At 62.0% G+C, this 19329-nt stretch carries 17 protein-coding genes; 16 read left to right on the top strand and 1 reads right to left on the bottom strand.

Translation table 11 applies throughout. The annotated features are described in order from the left end of the window. Positions 1 to 55: 55 nt before the first annotated feature. From RI103_RS15630 to RI103_RS15605, 6 genes are all read left to right on the top strand, one after another. A complete protein-coding gene (locus tag RI103_RS15630; protein ID WP_007178990.1) occupies positions 56 to 634 on the top strand; it encodes a YqgE/AlgH family protein in 579 nt (192 codons plus the stop codon). Continuing rightward, positions 631 to 1071 carry a Holliday junction resolvase RuvX gene (gene ruvX, locus RI103_RS15625; protein WP_310812840.1) on the top strand — a complete coding sequence of 147 codons (441 nt, stop codon included), beginning with the start codon at positions 631 to 633 and terminating at the stop codon, positions 1069 to 1071. The genes RI103_RS15630 and ruvX overlap by 4 nt, the downstream gene beginning before the upstream one ends. Further along, positions 1058 to 1612: a bifunctional pyr operon transcriptional regulator/uracil phosphoribosyltransferase PyrR gene (gene pyrR, locus RI103_RS15620; protein WP_310812839.1), complete on the top strand. Its 555-nt coding sequence runs from the start codon at positions 1058 to 1060 to the stop codon at positions 1610 to 1612. Before ruvX ends, pyrR begins: the two co-directional genes overlap by 14 nt. Positions 1613 to 1808: 196 nt before the next feature. Continuing rightward, positions 1809 to 2834, top strand: coding sequence for an aspartate carbamoyltransferase catalytic subunit (locus RI103_RS15615; protein WP_012431924.1), 1026 nt, complete (start codon positions 1809 to 1811; stop codon positions 2832 to 2834). Between the two features lie 94 nt (positions 2835 to 2928). Beyond that, positions 2929 to 4209: a dihydroorotase gene (locus RI103_RS15610; protein WP_310812838.1), complete on the top strand. Its 1281-nt coding sequence runs from the start codon at positions 2929 to 2931 to the stop codon at positions 4207 to 4209. Positions 4210 to 4270: 61 nt separating this feature from the next. Then, positions 4271 to 5116, top strand: coding sequence for a lysophospholipid acyltransferase family protein (locus RI103_RS15605; protein ID WP_310812837.1), 846 nt, complete (start codon positions 4271 to 4273; stop codon positions 5114 to 5116). A gap of 59 nt (positions 5117 to 5175) precedes the next feature. On the opposite strand, the gene RI103_RS15600 is transcribed toward RI103_RS15605, so the two are convergent. Continuing rightward, on the bottom strand, positions 5176 to 6054 hold the full coding sequence (locus tag RI103_RS15600; RefSeq protein WP_310812836.1) for a symmetrical bis(5'-nucleosyl)-tetraphosphatase: 879 nt from the start codon (positions 6052 to 6054) through the stop codon (positions 5176 to 5178). A gap of 192 nt (positions 6055 to 6246) precedes the next feature. Between RI103_RS15600 and RI103_RS15595 the strand changes: the two genes are divergently transcribed. From RI103_RS15595 to RI103_RS15550, 10 genes are all read left to right on the top strand, one after another. Continuing rightward, on the top strand, positions 6247 to 7158 hold the full coding sequence (locus RI103_RS15595) for a GDP-mannose 4,6-dehydratase (protein WP_310812835.1): 912 nt from the start codon (positions 6247 to 6249) through the stop codon (positions 7156 to 7158). Between the two features lie 469 nt (positions 7159 to 7627). Then, positions 7628 to 8689, top strand: a complete 1062-nt coding sequence (gene rfbB, locus RI103_RS15590) for a dTDP-glucose 4,6-dehydratase (RefSeq protein ID WP_310812834.1) — start codon at positions 7628 to 7630, stop codon at positions 8687 to 8689. A 10-nt stretch (positions 8690 to 8699) separates the two neighbouring features. After that, a complete protein-coding gene (gene rfbA / locus RI103_RS15585; RefSeq protein WP_310815253.1) occupies positions 8700 to 9593 on the top strand; it encodes a glucose-1-phosphate thymidylyltransferase RfbA in 894 nt (297 codons plus the stop codon). Next, on the top strand, positions 9578 to 10129 hold the full coding sequence (gene rfbC, locus RI103_RS15580; RefSeq protein ID WP_310812833.1) for a dTDP-4-dehydrorhamnose 3,5-epimerase: 552 nt from the start codon (positions 9578 to 9580) through the stop codon (positions 10127 to 10129). Before rfbA ends, rfbC begins: the two co-directional genes overlap by 16 nt. 12 nt (positions 10130 to 10141) lie before the next feature. Then, entirely contained in the window at positions 10142 to 11038 is an 897-nt protein-coding gene (rfbD, locus tag RI103_RS15575) for a dTDP-4-dehydrorhamnose reductase (protein ID WP_310812832.1), read from the top strand. Continuing rightward, complete coding sequence (locus tag RI103_RS15570; RefSeq protein ID WP_310812831.1) at positions 11035 to 11931, top strand: glycosyltransferase family 2 protein; 897 nt, start codon at positions 11035 to 11037, stop codon at positions 11929 to 11931. The genes rfbD and RI103_RS15570 overlap by 4 nt, the downstream gene beginning before the upstream one ends. A gap of 82 nt (positions 11932 to 12013) precedes the next feature. Beyond that, entirely contained in the window at positions 12014 to 14185 is a 2172-nt protein-coding gene (locus tag RI103_RS15565; protein ID WP_310812830.1) for a glycosyltransferase family 2 protein, read from the top strand. Positions 14186 to 14244: 59 nt separating this feature from the next. After that, positions 14245 to 15201, top strand: a complete 957-nt coding sequence (locus RI103_RS15560) for an ABC transporter permease (RefSeq protein ID WP_310812829.1) — start codon at positions 14245 to 14247, stop codon at positions 15199 to 15201. 57 nt (positions 15202 to 15258) lie between these two features. After that, positions 15259 to 17712, top strand: a complete 2454-nt coding sequence (locus RI103_RS15555; protein WP_310812828.1) for a glycosyltransferase — start codon at positions 15259 to 15261, stop codon at positions 17710 to 17712. Positions 17713 to 17800: 88 nt separating this feature from the next. Then, entirely contained in the window at positions 17801 to 19276 is a 1476-nt protein-coding gene (locus RI103_RS15550) for an ABC transporter ATP-binding protein (protein ID WP_409076947.1), read from the top strand. Positions 19277 to 19329 lie beyond the last annotated feature (53 nt).

Below are 19329 nucleotides of genomic sequence, written 5' to 3'. Positions count from 1 at the left end.
CGGTTCCACGCTCAAAGCCCCGCCATCCTGCATCGTCTTTGCTAAAATCCGAACTATGTCCAAGAGTACCGATCGCATCAATCTGACCAACCAGTTCCTGATCGCCATGCCGAACATGGCGGATCCGACGTTTTCAGGAACGGTGGTCTACCTTTGCGATCACAGTGAGCGCGGCGCGCTCGGCCTCGTGATCAACCGGCCGACCGATATCGACCTGCAAGCGCTCTTCAGTCGCATCGATCTGAAGCTCGAGATCGAGCCCCTTCTCCATGTGCCCGTCTATTTCGGCGGCCCGGTGCAAACGGAGCGCGGCTTCGTGCTGCACGATCCGAAAGACGGCAACGCGTACACCTCGTCCATGTCGGTGCCGGGCGGTCTCGAGATGACCACCTCGAAAGACGTGCTCGAGGCCGTGGCGAGCGGCACGGGTCCCGAGCGTTTTCTGCTCACGCTCGGCCATGCCGGCTGGGGCGCGGGTCAGCTCGAAGAAGAGATTTCGAAGAACGGCTGGCTGACGGTCGAAGCCGACCCGAAAATCGTCTTCGACGTGCCCGCCGAAGAGCGTCTCGAAGCGGCATTGGCTCTTCTCGGCATCAACCTGTCGATGCTCTCGGGCGAGGCGGGCCACGCATGAGCCTGGCGGCCGGACGTGAGGCGACGCTGCTTGCGTTCGACTACGGTGAAAAACGCATCGGCGTGGCGGTCGGCAATTCGCTCACGCGTCGCGCGCGGCCGCTGGTGATCGTGCAGAACCGCAGCCGCGAATACCGCTTCGAGGCGCTCGGCAAACTGATCGCCGAATGGAAGCCGGACGCGCTCGTGGTCGGCTTGCCCATGCATCCGGACGGCACGCCGCACGAAATGACGCAACTCGCGAAGCGCTTCGGCAATCAGCTGAATGGCCGCTTCAATCTGCCGGTCACGTGGATCGACGAACGCTATTCGTCGGTCGAGGCGAAGGCGGAAATCCGCGCAGGAAACGGCCGCGCCGACATGCTCGACGCCGAAGCCGCCAGCATCATCCTCCAGCAATATCTAGACGGACTTTCCGACGATCATGAGTTCCATTGACGCCGAAGCGCTTTATCGCGCGCTGCTCGACCAGATTCGCGCGGTGTATGGCGAGCAGCTCGGCGCCGGGCAAGATGGCGCCGATGGCGCTGTGCTGGCCGGCATCTACAGCGGCGGCGCGTGGCTTGCCGAGCGGCTCGCGCGCGACCTGAACCTGGCGAGCTTCGGCGTGGTGAACGTCGCGCTGCATCGCGACGACTACGCGAAAAAAGGCCTGCACTCGCAGGCGAGTCCCACCTCGCTGCCGTTTCCGGTCGACGGGCGCCGTATCGTGCTGGTCGACGACGTGCTGTACACCGGCCGCACGATCCGCGCGGCGCTCAACGAGTTGTACGACTATGGCCGCCCGGCGTCGGTCGAACTGGCGGTGCTCGCCGATCGCGGCGGGCGCGAATTGCCGGTGGCGGCGCGCTTTGTTGGCGGCGTGGTGAACATCCCCGCCGACGCCACGCTCGTGCTGGCTCGCACGGGCAGCAGTGAAGCGGGCGGCGCACAAGGTCAGCCGCGTTTCACTTTTCATACTGAAGCACGCGTCGATTGAAATGCGGCGTGAGCGTGCGCGAGTGTCCATCGAGCCCGTCGCATTGCGCGCTTCGCATTGAATCGTCACACGCCACGTAAAAGAGAATTTCCGAGCCGTTCGTCGCAGCCAAACGCGCGAAGCCCGACCTGGCATCGTCACACGCAGTCCGCATCGACGTCGATCACGTTGAAGCCCGTATTTGAGCAGGTACACCATGAACACCGCCACCCAGGCTCCCAAGGACTCCGCCGATAGCGCCACCGAGCGCTTCCGTTATGGCTTCCTGAAGGGCAACCCGCAGCTCACGAAAAACGGCGAGCTGAAACATCTGTTGTCGATCGAGGGCCTGCCGAAGGCGATCGTCAATCACATTCTCGATACCGCCGACCAGTTCGTCAGCGTGACGGATCGCGAAGTGAAGAAGGTGCCGCTGTTGCGCGGCAAGTCGGTGTTCAACCTGTTCTTCGAGAACTCGACGCGCACCCGTACCACCTTCGAGATCGCCGCGACGCGTCTGTCGGCGGACGTGCTGAATCTGAACATCAACGCGTCGTCCACCAGCAAGGGCGAATCGCTGCTCGACACGATCAACAACCTCTCGGCGATGCATGCCGACATGTTCGTCGTGCGCCACGCATCGAGCGGCGCGCCGTATCTGATCGCCCAGCATTGCGCACCGCACGTGCACGTGATCAATGCCGGCGACGGCCGTCACGCGCATCCCACGCAGGGGCTGCTCGACATGTACACGATTCGCCACTACAAGAAGGACTTCACGAAGCTGCGCGTGGCGATCGTCGGCGACATTCTGCATTCGCGGGTCGCGCGCTCGGACATTCACGCGCTGACCACGCTCGGCGTGCCGGAAGTGCGCGCGATCGGCCCGCGCACGCTATTGCCGGGCGGCCTCGAACAGATGGGCGTACGCGTGTTCCACAATCTCGACGAAGGGTTGAAGGACGTCGACGTGATTATCATGCTGCGTCTGCAGAACGAGCGGATGAGCGGCGCATTGCTGCCGTCGGCGCAGGAGTACTTCAAGAGCTGGGGCTTGACGCCGGAGCGTCTCGCGCTCGCCGCGCCCGACGCGATCGTGATGCACCCCGGCCCGATGAATCGCGGCGTCGAAATCGACTCGCAAGTGGCCGACGGCCCGCAATCGGTGATTCTGAACCAGGTGACTTTCGGTATCGCAGTGCGCATGGCGGTGATGGGGATCGTCGCGGGCAATCACGATTGATCTTGCAGATGCAGAGCGTCACGGCGCCGCGTCACTCACGCGCCGTACACACCGCGACACATTGCGCGGAACCAGGCTGAACATAAGGCAGCACATGAAGATTCATATTCAAGGCGGCACGCTGATCGATCCGGCAGCGGGCACCGAACAGCAGCAGGACATTTTTATCGAAGCGGGCAAGATCGTCGCCATCGGCGACGCGCCCGCGGATTTCAACGCGGCGAAGACGATCGACGCCAAAGGCCTCTGTGTCGTGCCGGGTCTGGTCGATCTGTCCGCGCGTTTGCGCGAGCCGGGCTACGAACACAAGGCCACGCTCGAATCCGAAATGGCCGCGGCGCTCGCGGGCGGCGTGACGAGCCTCGTGTGTCCGCCGGACACCGATCCCACGCTCGATGAACCGGGCCTCGTCGAGATGCTCAAGTTCCGCGCGCGCACTCTGAACCAGGCGCACGTGTATCCGCTCGGCGCGCTGACCGTTGGCCTCAAGGGGCAGGTCATCACCGAAATGGTCGAATTGACCGAAGCGGGCTGCATCGGTTTTTCGCAGGCCGACGTGCCGGTGGTCGATACGCAGGTGCTGATGCGCGCGCTGCAATACGCGAAGACCTACGGCTATACCGTGTGGCTGCGTCCGGTGGACGCTTATCTCGGCAAGGACGGCGTGGCGGCGAGCGGCGCGCTGGCGTCGCGGCTCGGGCTCTCGGGCGTGCCGGTGTCGGCGGAAACCATCGCGCTGCATACCATCTTCGAACTGGTGCGCGTGACCGGGGCGCGGGTGCATCTGTCACACGTGTCGTCGGCGGCGGGCATCGCGCTGATGCGCGCGGCGAAGGCCGAGGGCTTGCCGGTGTCGTGCGACGTCACCGTGAATCACGTGCATCTGATCGATCTCGACATCGGCTATTTCGACGCGCAGTTCCGCCTCGATCCGCCGCTGCGCCAACAGCGCGATCGCGAAGCGATCCGCGCGGGTCTGGTGGACGGCACGATCGACGCGATCTGCTCCGACCACACGCCCGTCGACGACGACGAAAAGCTGCTGCCGTTCGCCGAGGCCACGCCCGGTGCGACCGGACTGGAGCTGTTCCTGTCGTTGACGGTGAAGTGGGCCGACGAAGCAGGCGTGCCGCTCGCCAAGGCGCTGAACCGCATCACCACGGCGCCGGCCGACGTGCTCAAACTGGACGCGGCGGGCCGTATCGCTGTGGGCGGCGTGGCCGATCTCTGCGTGTTCGACCGCCACGCGCACTGGCGCGTCGAGCCGCGTGCGTTGAAGAGCCAGGGGCACAATACGCCGTTCCTCGGCTACGAACTGCCGGTGCGCGTGCGTGCGACCATCGTGTCCGGCTACGTTGCATTCGAACAGCACTGATAGCCGCAGTGTTGCCAGGCTCATTGTCCCGCTCATTGGCCCAATCAGGAACGCTCCGACCATGAAGCTCGCGTTACGCAAGGCCCGTCTCGTCCTTCATCTGCTGCACGGCATGTGGATCGTGGCGACGCGCTTTCCCAAAGCCAGTGCCGATGTGCGTCACACGCTCAATCGCGAATGGTCGCTGAAAATGCTGCGCCTGTGCGGCATGCGACTCGTCGTGCACAACGACAGCGCGCGGCTCGATCGCGGCGCGCTGGTGGTCGCCAATCACATCTCGTGGATCGACATTTACGTGATCAATGCGTGGCGGCCCACGCCGTTTGTCTCGAAGGCCGAGATCCGGCAATGGCCGGTGGTCGGCTGGCTCGCGCAGCAACTGGACACGGTGTTCATTCAGCGCGAGAAGCGCAGCGACGCGAAGCGGATCATGCATGAACTGTCCGACCGTCTGAGCGGGGGCGAGTTGATGTGCGTGTTTCCCGAAGGCACGACGTCCAATGGTCTGGCGCTGCTGCCATTTCACGCGAATATGTTTCAGGCGGCCGTGTCGGCGTCCGCGCCGGTGCAGCCGCTGTGCATCATGTATGAGGACGCGCAGGGCCGACAATCCACCGCGCCTGCCTATATCGACGACCTGTCGCTGGCCGATTCGCTGAATCTGCTGCTGCGTGGCGGATCGCTCACCGCGCATATCTATGTCTGCGCACCGCTCGCGCCAGGCGCGGACCGGCGCACTCTGGCGGCGGAAGCGGAAGGCGTGATTGCGGCCGCATTGCGGCAGATGCAAAGCCACACCGTGATGGCCGGTGCGGTGATGGCGGAGCGGGCCGCCACATCCGCCGCCATGGCAACGCTGATCGAAGAACCGCTCGATCAGGTCGACCGGTCAGGGCGTTCGGCCTGACATTCGGCCTGAAATTCGACCTGCCTCGGCCCAGCATCAGGCCAGGTCGCCGCGGCTAGTCAGTTGCCGCCGCCGGGCGCGCGGCAGTTCTCGCAATCGACCTGCGTCAGCGTGCGGTCCGCGGGTTTTTGCGCGAGCCGCACGGCGGACAGTTGTTCGCCCCACACGCAGCCCGAGTCGAGACCGATCAGGTTGTCACGCAAAATCAGGCCGAGCGCGGCCCAATGACCGAACACTACCGTCACATCGGCGGTCTTGCGCGACGGCACATCGAACCACGGCATGCAACCCGGCGGCGCCGCGTTCAGGCCGCCGCTGCTGCTGAAATCCATCGCGCCTTCGGCGTTGCAGAAGCGGATGCGCGTCAACGCGCTGCACGTCAGACGCAGCCGCTCGATGCCTTTCAACCCCGGTTTCCAGCGGTTCGGCTCGTTGCCGTACAAACCGGCGAGCGTCTCCTTCCAGTTCGGCGCACGCAGGGCGCGCTGCAATTCGTCGGCAAGTTCGAGCGTCAGATTCACATCCCACTGCGGCAGCACGCCTGCATGGACCATCAGCATGCCGTTGTCGAAGTGCGCGATCGGACGGTGGCGGATCCATTCGAGCAGGTCGGCGGCATCGGGTGCGGCGAGGATGTCGTCGATCGTGTCGCCTTTCTTCGACTTGCGAATCCCCGCCGACACCGACAGCAGATGCAGATCGTGATTGCCCAGCACCGGCACCGCCCGCTCGCCGAGCGCGATGATGTCGCGCAACGTGTCGAGCGACTCGGCGCCGCGGTTGATCAGGTCGCCTGCGAACCACAGCGGTGTGCCGGCCGGCGGCGCGGCCTTGTCCAGTAGTTGCCGGAAAGGCGCGCGGCAACCTTGCAGATCGCCGAAAGCGAGCGGGACTGGGGGCGGATCGGAAAGAGCGGAAGACGTAGTGGCGGGTGTCATCAAGGGAATGGGTGCGGTTTGATACACGCTGTTACGCACGAGGCGTGCCGCGTTGGGCAATGCAACATATTAGCGTGACATAATACCCCGTTTGGAGGCCTGATATCGCGTCAGGCACCGCTGGCAAGCGTGTCGGTGCAGGACTCCAGGATATTGCGACACAACAGGATGACTTTCATGAACGGAGAAAGCATGTCGTCTTTTCATGCAGAGCAACCTATTCGTACGCTCGTTACCGGGGCGAGCGGCTTCACCGGCCGCTATCTGGTCGAGAACCTGCTCGGTCGCGGCCACACTGTGATCGAAACGGTCGCCGGGCGCAACGACCCGGAAACGCCGACGCGCCTGCGACTCGACATCACGTCCCCGGATGCCTGCCGGCGTGTGATCGAAATGGCGCGGCCCGATTACATTGTCCATCTGGCTGCGATCAGCTTCGTAGGTCATAACGACCCGCTCGACTTTTACCGCGTCAACGTGATCGGCACGCTGAATCTGCTGGAGGCGTGCGCCTCCGTCGGGCATACGCCCCGCAAGCTGTTGATCGCCAGCAGCGCGAACGTCTACGGCAACGTGACGAGCGACGCCATCGACGAGAGCTTTCCGGTCACGCCGGTCAATCACTACGCGGCCAGCAAGGCGGCGATGGAAACGATGGTGCGGACCTGGTTCGACCGCTTGCCGATCCTGATCGTGCGGCCGTTCAACTACACCGGCCGCGGCCAGGCGTCCAATTTCCTCGTGCCGAAGATCGTCGAGCACTTCGCGCGCCGCGAACCGTCGATCGAACTCGGCAACATCGACGTCGCACGCGATTTCTCCGACGTGCGCTACGTGGCGAGCGCCTATGAAGCATTGCTCGACTCCCAGGCCGCTTCGGAAACGGTCAATGTCTGCACCGGCACGCCTTTTACGTTGCGCGAAATCCTCTCGGCGGCGAGCGATCTGACGGGTCATGAACTCGAGATTCAGATCAATCCCGCCTTCGTGCGGCAAACCGATGTGAAGATGCTGGCCGGTTCGCCCGCCAAACTGCGCACGCTCGTGCCGAAAGTCGAGGCGATTCCGTTCATGGATACGTTGCGCTGGATGCTGGCGGCATAACCGCCGCACTCGCGGCGATCCGCGCCATCTTTTTTGGGTCATGGTGACGCGCGAGGTTCGTTCGCGTATAAACAATCATATTGCGTCGCGCATTGGCGGCTGATTTGTTCAGACGTGTGCGGCCTTTGCCTCCCGTGTTTTCCTCGCATCGCGTTGAATCGGGCCGCTGGCCGTTCTATCGGCGCGGCGTTTCATCATGCCTTTCGCCGTTGACAGCGACATTCACCGTCCAAGCGACGGCCGAATCGAACAGTGGAAACCAAATTTGTCAAGCTGTTTCAAGTTGTTAGGCTTCTAGTTTTTACCTTTGGCGGCTTTATAATCGGGGCTTCATAAGATTGGTGTTCGAGCGCCTGCCCGCAGTGCTAGGGGCGGCGCCGAGCGTCGACAAGATTCAGACACCACAACGCGTGGGAGCAGATCAGCCAACCTGTTTCGATCTGCTACCAAACATCTGGAAGGGAATTTCATGATTCTGGTAACGGGCGGCGCCGGTTTTATCGGCGCCAATTTCGTGCTCGACTGGCTCAATGCGTCGGACGAAGCGGTACTGAACGTGGACAAGCTGACGTACGCGGGCAATCTGGGTACGCTCAAGTCGCAACAGGATAATCCGAAGCACATTTTCGTGCGCGCGGACATCTGCGATCGCGCCGCGCTCGACGCGCTCTTTGCCGGGCACAAGCCGCGTGCCGTGCTGCATTTCGCCGCCGAGAGTCATGTGGATCGTTCGATCCATGGCCCGGCTGACTTTGTGCAAACGAACGTGGTGGGCACCTTCACGCTGCTCGAAGCGGCGCGCCATTACTGGAGTGCGCTGGGCGAGGCCGAGAAGGCCGCGTTCCGCTTCCTGCACGTGTCGACCGACGAAGTATTCGGCTCGCTGTCCGCTACCGATCCGCAATTCTCCGAGACCACGCCGTACGCGCCGAACAGCCCTTACTCGGCCACCAAGGCGGGTTCGGACCACCTGGTGCGCGCCTACCATCACACGTATGGCCTGCCGGTGCTGACCACGAACTGCTCGAACAACTACGGTCCGTACCAGTTCCCCGAGAAACTGATTCCGCTGATGATCGCCAACGCGCTCGGCGGCAAGCCGCTGCCGGTCTATGGCGACGGTCAGAACGTGCGCGACTGGCTCTATGTGGGCGACCATTGCGGCGCGATCCGTGAAGTGCTCGCGCGCGGCACGCCGGGCGAGACGTACAACGTCGGCGGCTGGAACGAGAAGAAGAACCTCGAGGTCGTCCACACGCTGTGCGACCTGCTCGATCAGTTGCGTCCGAAGGCGGGCGCTTCGTACCGCGATCAGATCACGTATGTGAAGGATCGTCCGGGCCACGACCGCCGTTATGCGATCGACGCCCGCAAGCTCGAACGCGAACTCGGCTGGAGGCCTGCGGAAACATTCGAGACGGGTCTGGCCAAAACGGTCCAGTGGTATCTGGACAATCAGGAATGGTCCGACGAGGTTGCCTCGGGCGACTACCGGAAGTGGGTTGAGACCAACTACGCGCAGCGCGCGTAAAGGCACGGCAATGGCGCGCAAAGGCATTATTCTGGCGGGCGGCTCGGGCACACGCCTGTATCCGATCACGCACGTGGTCTCCAAGCAGTTGCTGCCGGTGTACGACAAGCCGATGATCTACTATCCGCTGTCCACGCTGATGGTGGCGGGTATTCGCGACGTGCTGATCATTTCGACGCCGCAGGACACGCCGCGCTTCGAAGCGATGCTCGGTGACGGCAGCCAGTGGGGCATGAACATCGGGTACGCGGTTCAGCCTTCGCCGGACGGGCTCGCGCAGGCGTTCATCATCGGCCGGGATTTTGTGGGTCATGATCCGTCGGCGCTGATTCTGGGCGACAACATCTTTTACGGGCACGATCTCGCGAAGCAGCTGGAACACGCCAATGACAAGGCGGAAGGCGCCACGGTGTTTGCGTATCACGTGCACGACCCGGAGCGTTACGGCGTGGTCGAATTCGACAGGCAGTTCCGCGCGTTGTCGATCGAGGAGAAGCCGGTCAGGCCGCGTTCGAACTACGCGGTCACGGGCCTGTACTTCTACGACAACCAGGTGTGTGACATTGCGGCGGACATCAAGCCGTCGCCGCGTGGCGAGCTCGAAATCACCGACGTCAACTCGCGTTATCTCGCGAACGGCGCGCTCAACGTCGAGATCATGGGTCGTGGCTACGCGTGGCTCGATACCGGTACGCATGATTCGCTGATCGAAGCGGCTACGTTCATCGCCACGCTGCAGAAGCGTCAGGGCCTCGTGGTCGCGTGTCCGGAAGAGATCGCTTACCGGCAACAGTGGATCAACGGCGAGCAACTGCAGGCGCTCGCCAAACCGCTCGCCAAAAATGCCTACGGGCAATATCTGCAAAACATTCTTACGGATCAAGTGGCATGGCCATCCAAGTAACCGCTACCGCGCTGCCTGAAGTCAAGATCATCGAGCCCAAAGTGTTCGGCGATGCGAGAGGGTTTTTCTTCGAGAGCTTCAATGCGAAGGAGTTCGCCGAGCAGGTCGAGCCGGGCGTCGAGTTCGTGCAGGACAACCACTCGCGCTCAGCGAAGGGCGTGCTGCGCGGACTGCATTACCAGGTCCAGAATGCGCAGGGCAAGCTTGTGCGCGTCGTCGAAGGCGAAGTGTTCGACGTCGCTGTCGACATCCGCAAGAGCTCGCCGAATTTCGGCAAATGGGCCGGTGTGATCCTGTCCGTCGACAACCATCGGCAATTGTGGGTGCCGCCCGGTTTTGCGCATGGGTTCGTGGTGTTGTCCGAGTCCGCGCAGTTCCTCTACAAGACCACCGACTACTGGTATCCCGAGCACGAGCGCAGCATCGTCTGGAACGATCCGGAGATCGGCATCGAGTGGCCGATCGACGTCGAGCCGCTGCTGGCGGCGAAAGACGCGGCGGCCAAGCGTCTCGCCGATGCCGACGTCTTCGCATAAGGGGGTTCTCGCATGAGCGCACATGATGCCAGGCGGACGATCCTCGTCACCGGCGTAAATGGCCAGGTGGGCTTCGAACTCGCACGTACGCTGCAAGGACTCGGCACCGTGGTCGCGCTGGACCGCGCCGCGATGGATCTGTCCAACCCGGATCAGGTTCGCGCCGTCGTGCGCAATATCCGGCCGGCGCTGATCGTCAATCCGGCGGCCTATACCGCGGTCGACAAGGCCGAAGAGGAACTCGATCTCGCCATGCGCATCAACGGCGAAGTGCCGGGCGTGCTTGCTGAAGAAGCGAAAAAGCTGGGCGCGGCGCTGGTTCACTATTCGACCGACTACGTGTTCAACGGCGAGAAAGACGGCGCCTACGTCGAAGACGATCCCACCGATCCTCAAAACGCGTATGGGCGCACCAAGCTGGCCGGCGAGCAGGCCATTGCCGCGAGCGGCTGCGCGCACCTCATTTTCCGCACGAGCTGGGTGTACGGCACGCGCGGCAAGAACTTCCTGCTGACGATGCTGCGCCTCGGCGCCGAGCGCGACGAGCTGAGCGTGGTCGCCGACCAGATCGGCGCACCGACCTGGTCGAAAACGATTGCGGCGCTCACGGCCAACGTGCTCGCGCAGGCGGCGGCGCCGGCGCAGAGCGACTGGTGGCAGCAGCATTCGGGCGTGTATCACCTGACCGCAACGGGAGCGTCGTCGTGGCACGGTTTTGCCGAAGCCATCTTCGAACTGTCGGGCCTGGCGAAAACGCCGACGGTCAAACCGATCCCGGCTGCTTCCTATCCCACGCCGGCGAAGCGGCCCGGCAACTCGCGCATGTCGAATGACAAGCTTGCACGGACGTTCGGCGTGCAGGCGCCGGATTGGCGCGACGCCTTGCAACTTTGCCTGGCCGAGCGTTGAGCAGCACGCCACTGACATCGCGTACGGGTGCCGTCGTTGTTTTCTACAACCCCGATGCGGCCTGTATCGAGCGGGCCAACCGGCTCGCGGCGAGGATGCACTGTGTGGTGGTCGACAACACGCCCGCCGTGCGCCCAGCGAGCGAGCTCGGGCTAGCCGGCACGATCGAGTACCTCGCCAACGGTGAGAACGCGGGTATCGCCACGGCGATCAATCAGGGCGTCGAAGCGCTGATTCGCGGCGGCTTCGACATGGCGATCATCTTCGATCAGGACAGCGAGCCGCCTGCGGCGCTGTTCACGGAGTTGCCGAAGGTCATCGAAGCGGCCAACGCATCCGGCGAGCGCGTCGCACTGGCGGGCCCGGCCTACGAAGATTCGCGCCTGCGCGGCCTCGCGCCGTTCGTGCGCTTCAAGTGGGGCACGCTGGAGCGGATCGTGCCGCAGGGCGATCAGCCCATCGAGGTCGACTTCCTGATTTCGTCGGGGTCGTGCATCAACCTGCGCTGGTGGTCGAGCATCGGTCCGATGGACGACGCGCTTTTCATCGATTTCGTCGATCTGGAATGGTGTGTGCGTGCCAAGCAGAAGGGCTATCGGGTGCTGGGCGTGCCGTGGGTGCACATGAGCCATGAACTGGGCGGCGAACCGGTCCGCGTACTGGGTCGCGCATATCCCATGCACAGCCCGTTGCGCCACTACTACCTGTTCCGCAACGCCGTGGTGCTGATTGGCCGTTCATATGTGCCCTGGACGTGGAAGTCGTCCGAACTGGTCAAATTCCCCGTGCGGCTCGTCATCTATTCATTGATGCCCTCGCAGCGCATGGCCCATTTGAGAATGGCGTTGCTTGGTTTGTGGGATGGCATTCGCGGGCGCCTGGGTAGACTGTAGAACGCGGTGCGGCGTAGTCAGCGCCATTGGTCAGGAACCTACGGGCAGCAGTCACCTCGTCGGATGAGCAGGGAGGAAATGCATGAACACAAAAATTGGTGAGCATCAGCAGGATCAAGTCAGTCACGACGTCTCCCAAGATGAGCCGTTGTCGCGCGGCGCGGATGATACGCGCCGTCTTCAGGGGCGCGTGGCACTGCTCGAGAAACTGCTTGATGATGCGCTGCGCGACGGCGAGTCGATCGCGAAGTTGAACAATCGCATTCTGAAGCTGGAAGTTGAGAATGCCGCTTTGCGCAATTCGACCTCGTGGCGGGTGACGGCGCCGCTGCGCTCGGTGGCGCGTGTCGTGCTGGCGGTTCGGCTCGCGTTCAGCGCCATTGGCCGGCAGGCCGAGGTCAGGGGCGGGCTGGGCAGCGCGTTGGGCTACTACGCGTCGGTGCTCCGGCGCGAAGGTCTGCCCGGCGTCGTGGCGCGCGTGCGCCGGCTCAAGAGCGGCCGCGGCTTCGCCGACGGTCCGCCGCGTGACGAGGTCTACCACGAGTGGATCAGCCTGTACGACACCGTCACGCCGGCGAGGCAACGCGAAATCGAGGCGGAAATGGGCCTGTTGGCGCGCAAGCCGCTGATCTCCGTCGTGGTGCCCACGTACAACAGCGACGAGCGTTTGCTGCGCGAGATGGTCGCCTCGGTTCAGGCGCAGATCTATCCGCACTGGGAGCTATGCATTGCGGACGACGCGTCCAGCCAGCCGCACGTCAAGGCCGTCCTGCAGGAGTTGGCCGCCGCCGACAGCCGCATCAAGGTCGTCTTGCGCGAAACGAACGGCCATATTTCCGAAGCCAGCAACAGTGCGCTCGCGCTTGCAACAGGCGAATACATCGCCTTGCTGGATCACGACGACCTGTTGCCGCCGCACGCGTTGTACATGGTGGCGCGATACATCAATCTGCATCCGCAAGGGCGGATGTTCTACAGCGACGAAGACAAGCTCACCACCGAAGGCAAGCGCACCATGCCTTACTTCAAGTGCGACTGGAACCCGCAAATGTTCCTGACGCAGAACATGTTTTCCCACCTGGGCGTGTTCGAGACGAAGCTGGTTCGCGAAGCGGGTGGTTTCAGGAAGGGCTTCGAAGGCAGCCAGGATTACGACCTGGCATTGCGCTGCGTGGAGCTTGCCGGCGACGACAGCGTGATCCACATTCCGCACGTGCTGTATCACTGGCGTATCGTGCCCGGCAGCACGGCGGGCAGCGGCAGCGAGAAGCCTTACGCGTTGATCGCCGCGATTCGCGCGCTGGAAGATCATCTGAAGCGGGCGAACGTCAGCGCGACGGTCGAGCATCCGATCGAAACACTCGGCGTGCTGCGCGTGCGTTATACGTTGCCGAGTCCGCAGCCCAAAGTGTCGATCATCATTCCGACTCGGGACGGACTCGCGCTGCTCAAGCAATGCCTCGACAGTATTTTCGAGCACACGCTTTATCAGAATTTCGAAATCATTGTCGTGGACAACGGCAGCGTGGAGCCGGCAACGCTCAGATATTTCGACGAAGTATCGCAGCGGCCGAATCTGCGTGTTTTGCGCGATGAATCGCCGTTCAATTTCTCCGCGCTGAATAATCACGCCGCGCGCGTGGCGACCGGTGAATATCTGTGTCTGTTGAATAACGACATCGAGGTGATTTCACCGGACTGGTTGAATGAAATGGTCAGCCTGGCCAATCTGCCGCGCAGCGGTGCGGTGGGCGCCTGTCTGTGGTATCCGACTGATGCATTGCAGCACGGCGGTGTGGTGATCGGTCTTGGCGGTATTGCCGGCCACATGCATCACATGATGAAGCGTGGGCACTTCGGATACTTCGGCCGCGCGGTGGCGACGCAGAACCTGTCGGCTGTGACTGCTGCCTGCCTCGTCGTCAAGAAATCGGTCTACGACGAAGTGGGCGGTCTGGATGAGGAGCTGGCGGTCGCGTTCAACGACGTGGACTTCTGCATGAAGCTCGTGAAGGCAGGTTACCGCAATATCTGGACGCCGTATGCCGAGTTGTACCACCACGAGTCGGCCACGCGCGGCTCGGATCATGATCCCGCGAAGTACGAGCGATTCCTGAGCGAGATTCGTCGCATGGAGGCACGTTGGGAGGGCTCGTTCGAACGGGACCCGGCATACAACCCGAATCTGTCGCTCAGTTGCGAAGTTCTGCCTTTTACGTTGGCGTCGCCGCCTCGCATCGGCCAGTTCGAATAGCGCGAGGCGAGGGTGGCCTGGCGCGTGCGTGAAGGGCCTGGCGGCGCGCAGGACGTGAATTGACTGGGTTCAGTTCGCTACGGCAGAATGCCCGGGTTAAGATAGCGGCGGCTGTATTCAGAAATCTCTTCACGTTCCGGCGCGCCTGTCGACGCGACGCCGCAATTTTTAGCACCGTTTGCATCGGTTTGACAATCGAAGCGCAGACGGTTTGTCGGAACCTGCCAATGCAAATTTCTGTTTTGCGGCATCGGTCGCTCTTGTGGGATTTTGTCCGCCGTGACCTTGCGACCAAGTTCCGCGGCTCGGCGCTCGGCTCCGTCTGGATGATCGTTACGCCAATCCTCACCTTGCTGGTCTACTTCTTTGTTTTTAGCGTCGTGTTCAAGGCGCGCTGGGCGGGTGAAGGGTTAAACAGTAAGGCATCCGCGCTGATTCTCTTCAGCGGACTGATCACTTACACGTTCTTTTCCGAATGCTTTCTGCGCGCGCCGATGCTGATGCGCGAGAATCCGAACTTCATCAAAAAGGTCGTGTTCCCGCTTGAGGTATTGCCGCTTGCCATTACCTTGTCGGCGGTCGTGAACGCAGCGATCGGCTACGGCCTTCTGCTCGTGTTCAACCTGATGTTCGTCGGCTTGCCGCCGCTGTCGGCGATTGCGCTGCCAGTTGTCTTGTTGCCGATGTTTTTCGCCGTGCTCGGCCTGACGTATCTGCTGGCGTCGCTCGGCGTATATCTGCCCGATATCAAGCTGCTGGTGCCGCCCATTTCCATGGCAATCATGTATCTGAGCCCGGTGTTTTATCCGCTCGACATGGTGCCGCAAATCCTGAGATTCGCGGTCGCGATGAATCCTTTTACTCCCGTGCTGGAAAACGTACGGCACGCATTTTTCTTTGGCGAATGGCCGGACCTGGTGGGCATGATTATTCAATTGGCCGTTTCGATTGCTTTTCTCTGCGCATGCTACTGGTTTTTCATGAAATCCAAAAAAGGATTTCCTGATGTGCTTTAAGAAATTCACCAGAAAGGTATAAGTCGAATTAACGTCGGTAGCTATTGGACTAATATAATGAATAGCAAGAAGACGCGTGTTGGTATCGTTGTCGTAACCTTCAATTCAGCGGAGGTGTTCGCGCTGGCGATCGAGAGTCTGATCAAGACTCGAAGCGAAACCGAATTCGTAGTGGCCGCGATCGATAACGCATCCCGGCCGCACGAACGTGCCGCCGTGCAGGCCACCTTCGACAACGCCGTCGCCCAGCATGGCTTGCAAGGCAAATTCTTTCAGCAGGAAAAAAACCTCGGCTTCTCCGGTGGCAATAACATCGGTATCCAGTACTGTCTGTCGGACCCGGCGATCACGCATATCTGCTTGCTCAACAGCGACGTCATCGTCACCGACCATTGGCTGGACTACCTCGTCGCGGCGGGTAAGGATGCGATCGGCCCGCTGACCAACGCGTCGAACAATGAGCAGGGCATTCCCATTCCCTACAATCTCGGCGACCGCAACCGGTTGGGGGAGGGCAGCGCCGCGCTCGATATGCCGGTGCTCGCCGAATTTGCCATTCGCCGGCGCGAAGGCTGGTTTGGCCTGACGGTCGACAGCGACTTCCTGAGTTATTACTGCGTGCTGTTTTCCCGCGAGTTGATCGAGCGCGTGGGCACACTGGACGAACGCTTCTTTCCGGGCGCATACGAAGACGACGACCATTGCGTGCGCATTCTGCAAGGCGGCTTCAGGATGCACGTGGCGCGTGACGTGTATATCCATCACTGGGGCTCAGCGTCGTTCGGCAAGCTGGACGTGTTGGAGGCGCAAGGATTCGCCGCGCAGAACCGCGCGCGTTTCGAAGAGAAGCATGGGCGCGCATGGCAAGACCGCACGCGCCTGTCTGTGACCGCGTGGATGCAGGATTCGTTGTTTGCGATTGCCTCGCCGAAGCGGTTTCCGATTCACCTCGAAACTCATCACTTGTACGCACGCCAGATGCGTACGCTCGTGGAAGGCCTCGAGGCCTATTCCCGGCACCTGAGCGGCGAAATTGCGCGCAAGCAGGCGGAGCAGTTGACCGATCTGCGCTCGCTGGTGATGGGGCGTCATGTCGACGAACGCGAGTCAGCTGCGTCCTTGCTCCCCGTGATCAGCAGCATCGACGCGGACATCGCGCAATACCTGTCGGTGGACGGCGAAGGGGTGTCGCCTGAGATCGTGCAGCGCATGACGGTTCGATTCGAGTCGTTCGCGCGTGAACTGGACGCACTGGTCGCCAGGACGTCGGGCATGGCTCGCGAGCTTACGGCAATGCAAGCCGCCAGGTCGCAGGACAAACCAGCCGGCCTGATGCAGCGCGTGACAAACCGGCTGGCTCGCGCAGCGCAATTCCCCACCTCGAAGGTGAGCCGCCTTGTGCGCGGATACGAATTGTTGCAACTCATGCGTCACGGCAACGGAATTCTTTTCTTCGCCCCGTATCCGACCAAGGAGCGTGAACGCGACGGCTACTTCCAACGCGTCAAGGCAATCGACTCGCTGTTTCCGTCAAAGCACCGGGTGTATTGCGATGTGCGGGATCATGCGGAAGCCAAGCCTTTTATCGAAAGGGCGGCGCACAACGCGTGGATCCTGAATATCTCTCTCAAGTCGGTCAATCAATGCCGGGCCGTGGCGCTGCTGGCGCGCCGCTTCAAGCGCGTCTATTTTCACAGCGTCTTGCGCATGCCGAACGCGGCAGCGGAAGCCGCGCTTCGCGCACCGGGCCTGAAATGGGTGCTCGACGTGCACGGTGTCGTGCCCGAAGAGTTCCGGATGCACAATGATTTCTTCTCTGCGCGCATTCACGACGATTGCGAGCGCATGGCGGCGGAGAAGGCGAGCCGCGTGATCGTCGTGTCGCAGGCAATGGGCAACTATCTTGCGCACAAGTATCGCGAACTGTTGCGCGCGAAAGTGATCGTGCTGCCCATCTTCGCATTGGAAGAGGGCAGTCAGGCAGTGCGGCCTTACAAGAATGGCCGGCCGACGGTCATTTATGCCGGCGGCACGCAGAAGTGGCAAAACGTACCTGCCATGATGAACGTGGTGGCCAAAGCAGTCGACCACGCCGACTGGTGGATGTACACGCCGGATGTCGACGTGATGAGAAATGCGGCGGCGCCCGAGGTTCAGGTCCATCCGAACTTCCATGTGGCCAGCGCGACGCGCGCCGAGCTCAACGAGGTGTATCAGCACTGCCATTTCGGCTTCATTCTGCGCGACGACATGGTGGTGAACCACGTGTCCTGTCCGACGAAGTTGATCGAGTATCTGGCGTTCGGCATCGTGCCCATCGTCGATACGCCCAACATCGGCGACTTCAACACGTACGGCATGCGTTTCGTGAATGTCGAGGATTTCGCCAAGGGGCTTATTCCCGATGCGGTGACGCGTATGGAGATGGCCGCGCACAATCGGGCAATCTGCGACCGGCTGGTCGAGCAGAAGGCCACGGGCGAGAAGGAACTCATCGAGGCACTGACCTAGTCGGCTACTCGGGGGCGCCGCGCGCGAGAGGCGGGCGGCGCCCGATTGCAGCTTTGTGTAAGGCTGTTCATCAACAAAGAGAGTGGTCTTGGACGATATAGCTATCCACGTTCGCGAGCTGAGCAAGCGTTACGAACTGTATGCGAAGCCTCACCATCGGCTGGCGCAGATGCTGCTTCGTGGCCGTCGCCAGTTTTTTGGCGAATTCTGGCCGCTGCGCAACATTTCCTTCAACGTGAAGAAGGGCGAAGCGGTGGGTATTGTGGGCCGCAACGGCGCCGGTAAATCGACGTTGCTGCAGATCATCGCCGGTGTGCTGGCGCCTACCCAAGGCGATGTCCAGGTGCACGGCCGGGTCGCGGCTCTGCTGGAATTGGGCAGCGGCTTCAACCCGGAGTTTACGGGTCGCGAGAACGCCTATCTGAACGGCTCGATTCTCGGCTTGTCGCGCAAGGAGATGGACGAGGCCATGCCGGAGATCATCCGCTTCGCGGCCATCGGCGATTTCTTCGATCAACCCGTCAAGCACTACTCGAGCGGGATGATGGTGCGCGTCGCATTTGCGGTGCAGGTGCAGTTGAACCCGGATGTGCTGATCGTCGACGAGGCATTGGCGGTCGGCGACGCGCTGTTCCAGAAGCGCTGCTATCAGCGCATTCGCCAACTGCGCGATCGTGGCGTCGCGATTCTCTTCGTGTCGCACGACATCGAGTCGGTCCGAACGTTTACGGACCGCGCTATTTTGCTCCACCACGGCGAGGTGATGGCCGCGGGGCCGTCCGGCGAAGTCGTGCTGGCCTATCGCAAGCTGTTGCACGACGAGGAAAACCTCGCGAAGCAGAAGGAGATCGCCGAGCACAAGCAGGCGATCAGGGCGGACACGGCCCCGAAGGTCGAGGCGCCGGTCGCGTCGCCGCAGTTGACGGCGCCCGCGGCGGCAGCCGAACCGCTCGAGGCAGCCGCCGCCGGCGGCCAGCTCGCGCAAGCCGTGTCGAATGTCGCGGACGCGGCGGATCAGATGGAAACCGAAGCGCGCAGCGAGGGAGGCAAGTTCGAATTCGGCAGCCTCGAGGCGCTGATAACGGATGTTTCCGTGCTGGACGGCGCGGGTGAGCCATGCACCACCTTCTACACCGGCGATACGGTCAAGATCGTGGTGAAATTCTCGATCCGGGAGGAGATGGACAAGCTCTATGTCAATCTGCGCATCCGCAACAAGGAAGGCATCAAGATGTACTCTTGGGGCACATTCAACCAGGACGCCGAACTGATCGCCGGGAAGCAGGAGGGCTTTATTTTCTGGAACCGTAAGTTCCGCTCGGGCGAAGAGCATTCCGTCGTCTTCACGATGGACTCCTGCGCGCTTGGCGAAAACTTCTACGAAGTGCAGGCCTCGCTGATCCACCAGGAGTCGATGAACTTCTCCGATCAGGCGATCTTGCACTGGATCGACGAGGCCGCGTTTTTCATGGTGCGCGCGCGCGTCGACACGCATTTCTTCGGTGGCGTGTGCGATCTGCACATGCGCGCCGAACTTGAAGCACCCACCGGCGAAGCCTCGTGAGTCGACGCCTGTCAGTCGCGACAACCAGGGCGACTGGCGTCCTTCGACAAAAC

Origin of the sequence: Paraburkholderia sp. FT54 (assembly GCF_031585635.1) — a bacterium.
In the GTDB taxonomy this organism is placed as follows: Bacteria; Pseudomonadota; Gammaproteobacteria; order Burkholderiales; family Burkholderiaceae; genus Paraburkholderia.
The sequence above is the reverse complement of the archived record's forward strand: the minus strand, read 5'-3'. Positions and strand labels throughout refer to the sequence as shown.

Coding starts and splice junctions, on each gene's coding strand:
- RI103_RS15630 (WP_007178990.1), top strand. CDS start 56: ATGTCCAAGAGTACCGATCGCATCAATCTGACCAACCAGTTCCTGATC.
- ruvX (WP_310812840.1), top strand. CDS start 631: ATGAGCCTGGCGGCCGGACGTGAGGCGACGCTGCTTGCGTTCGACTAC.
- pyrR (WP_310812839.1), top strand. CDS start 1,058: ATGAGTTCCATTGACGCCGAAGCGCTTTATCGCGCGCTGCTCGACCAG.
- RI103_RS15615 (WP_012431924.1), top strand. CDS start 1,809: ATGAACACCGCCACCCAGGCTCCCAAGGACTCCGCCGATAGCGCCACC.
- RI103_RS15610 (WP_310812838.1), top strand. CDS start 2,929: ATGAAGATTCATATTCAAGGCGGCACGCTGATCGATCCGGCAGCGGGC.
- RI103_RS15605 (WP_310812837.1), top strand. CDS start 4,271: ATGAAGCTCGCGTTACGCAAGGCCCGTCTCGTCCTTCATCTGCTGCAC.
- RI103_RS15600 (WP_310812836.1), bottom strand. CDS start 6,054: ATGACACCCGCCACTACGTCTTCCGCTCTTTCCGATCCGCCCCCAGTC.
- RI103_RS15595 (WP_310812835.1), top strand. CDS start 6,247: ATGTCGTCTTTTCATGCAGAGCAACCTATTCGTACGCTCGTTACCGGG.
- rfbB (WP_310812834.1), top strand. CDS start 7,628: ATGATTCTGGTAACGGGCGGCGCCGGTTTTATCGGCGCCAATTTCGTG.
- rfbA (WP_310815253.1), top strand. CDS start 8,700: ATGGCGCGCAAAGGCATTATTCTGGCGGGCGGCTCGGGCACACGCCTG.
- rfbC (WP_310812833.1), top strand. CDS start 9,578: ATGGCCATCCAAGTAACCGCTACCGCGCTGCCTGAAGTCAAGATCATC.
- rfbD (WP_310812832.1), top strand. CDS start 10,142: ATGAGCGCACATGATGCCAGGCGGACGATCCTCGTCACCGGCGTAAAT.
- RI103_RS15565 (WP_310812830.1), top strand. CDS start 12,014: ATGAACACAAAAATTGGTGAGCATCAGCAGGATCAAGTCAGTCACGAC.
- RI103_RS15555 (WP_310812828.1), top strand. CDS start 15,259: ATGAATAGCAAGAAGACGCGTGTTGGTATCGTTGTCGTAACCTTCAAT.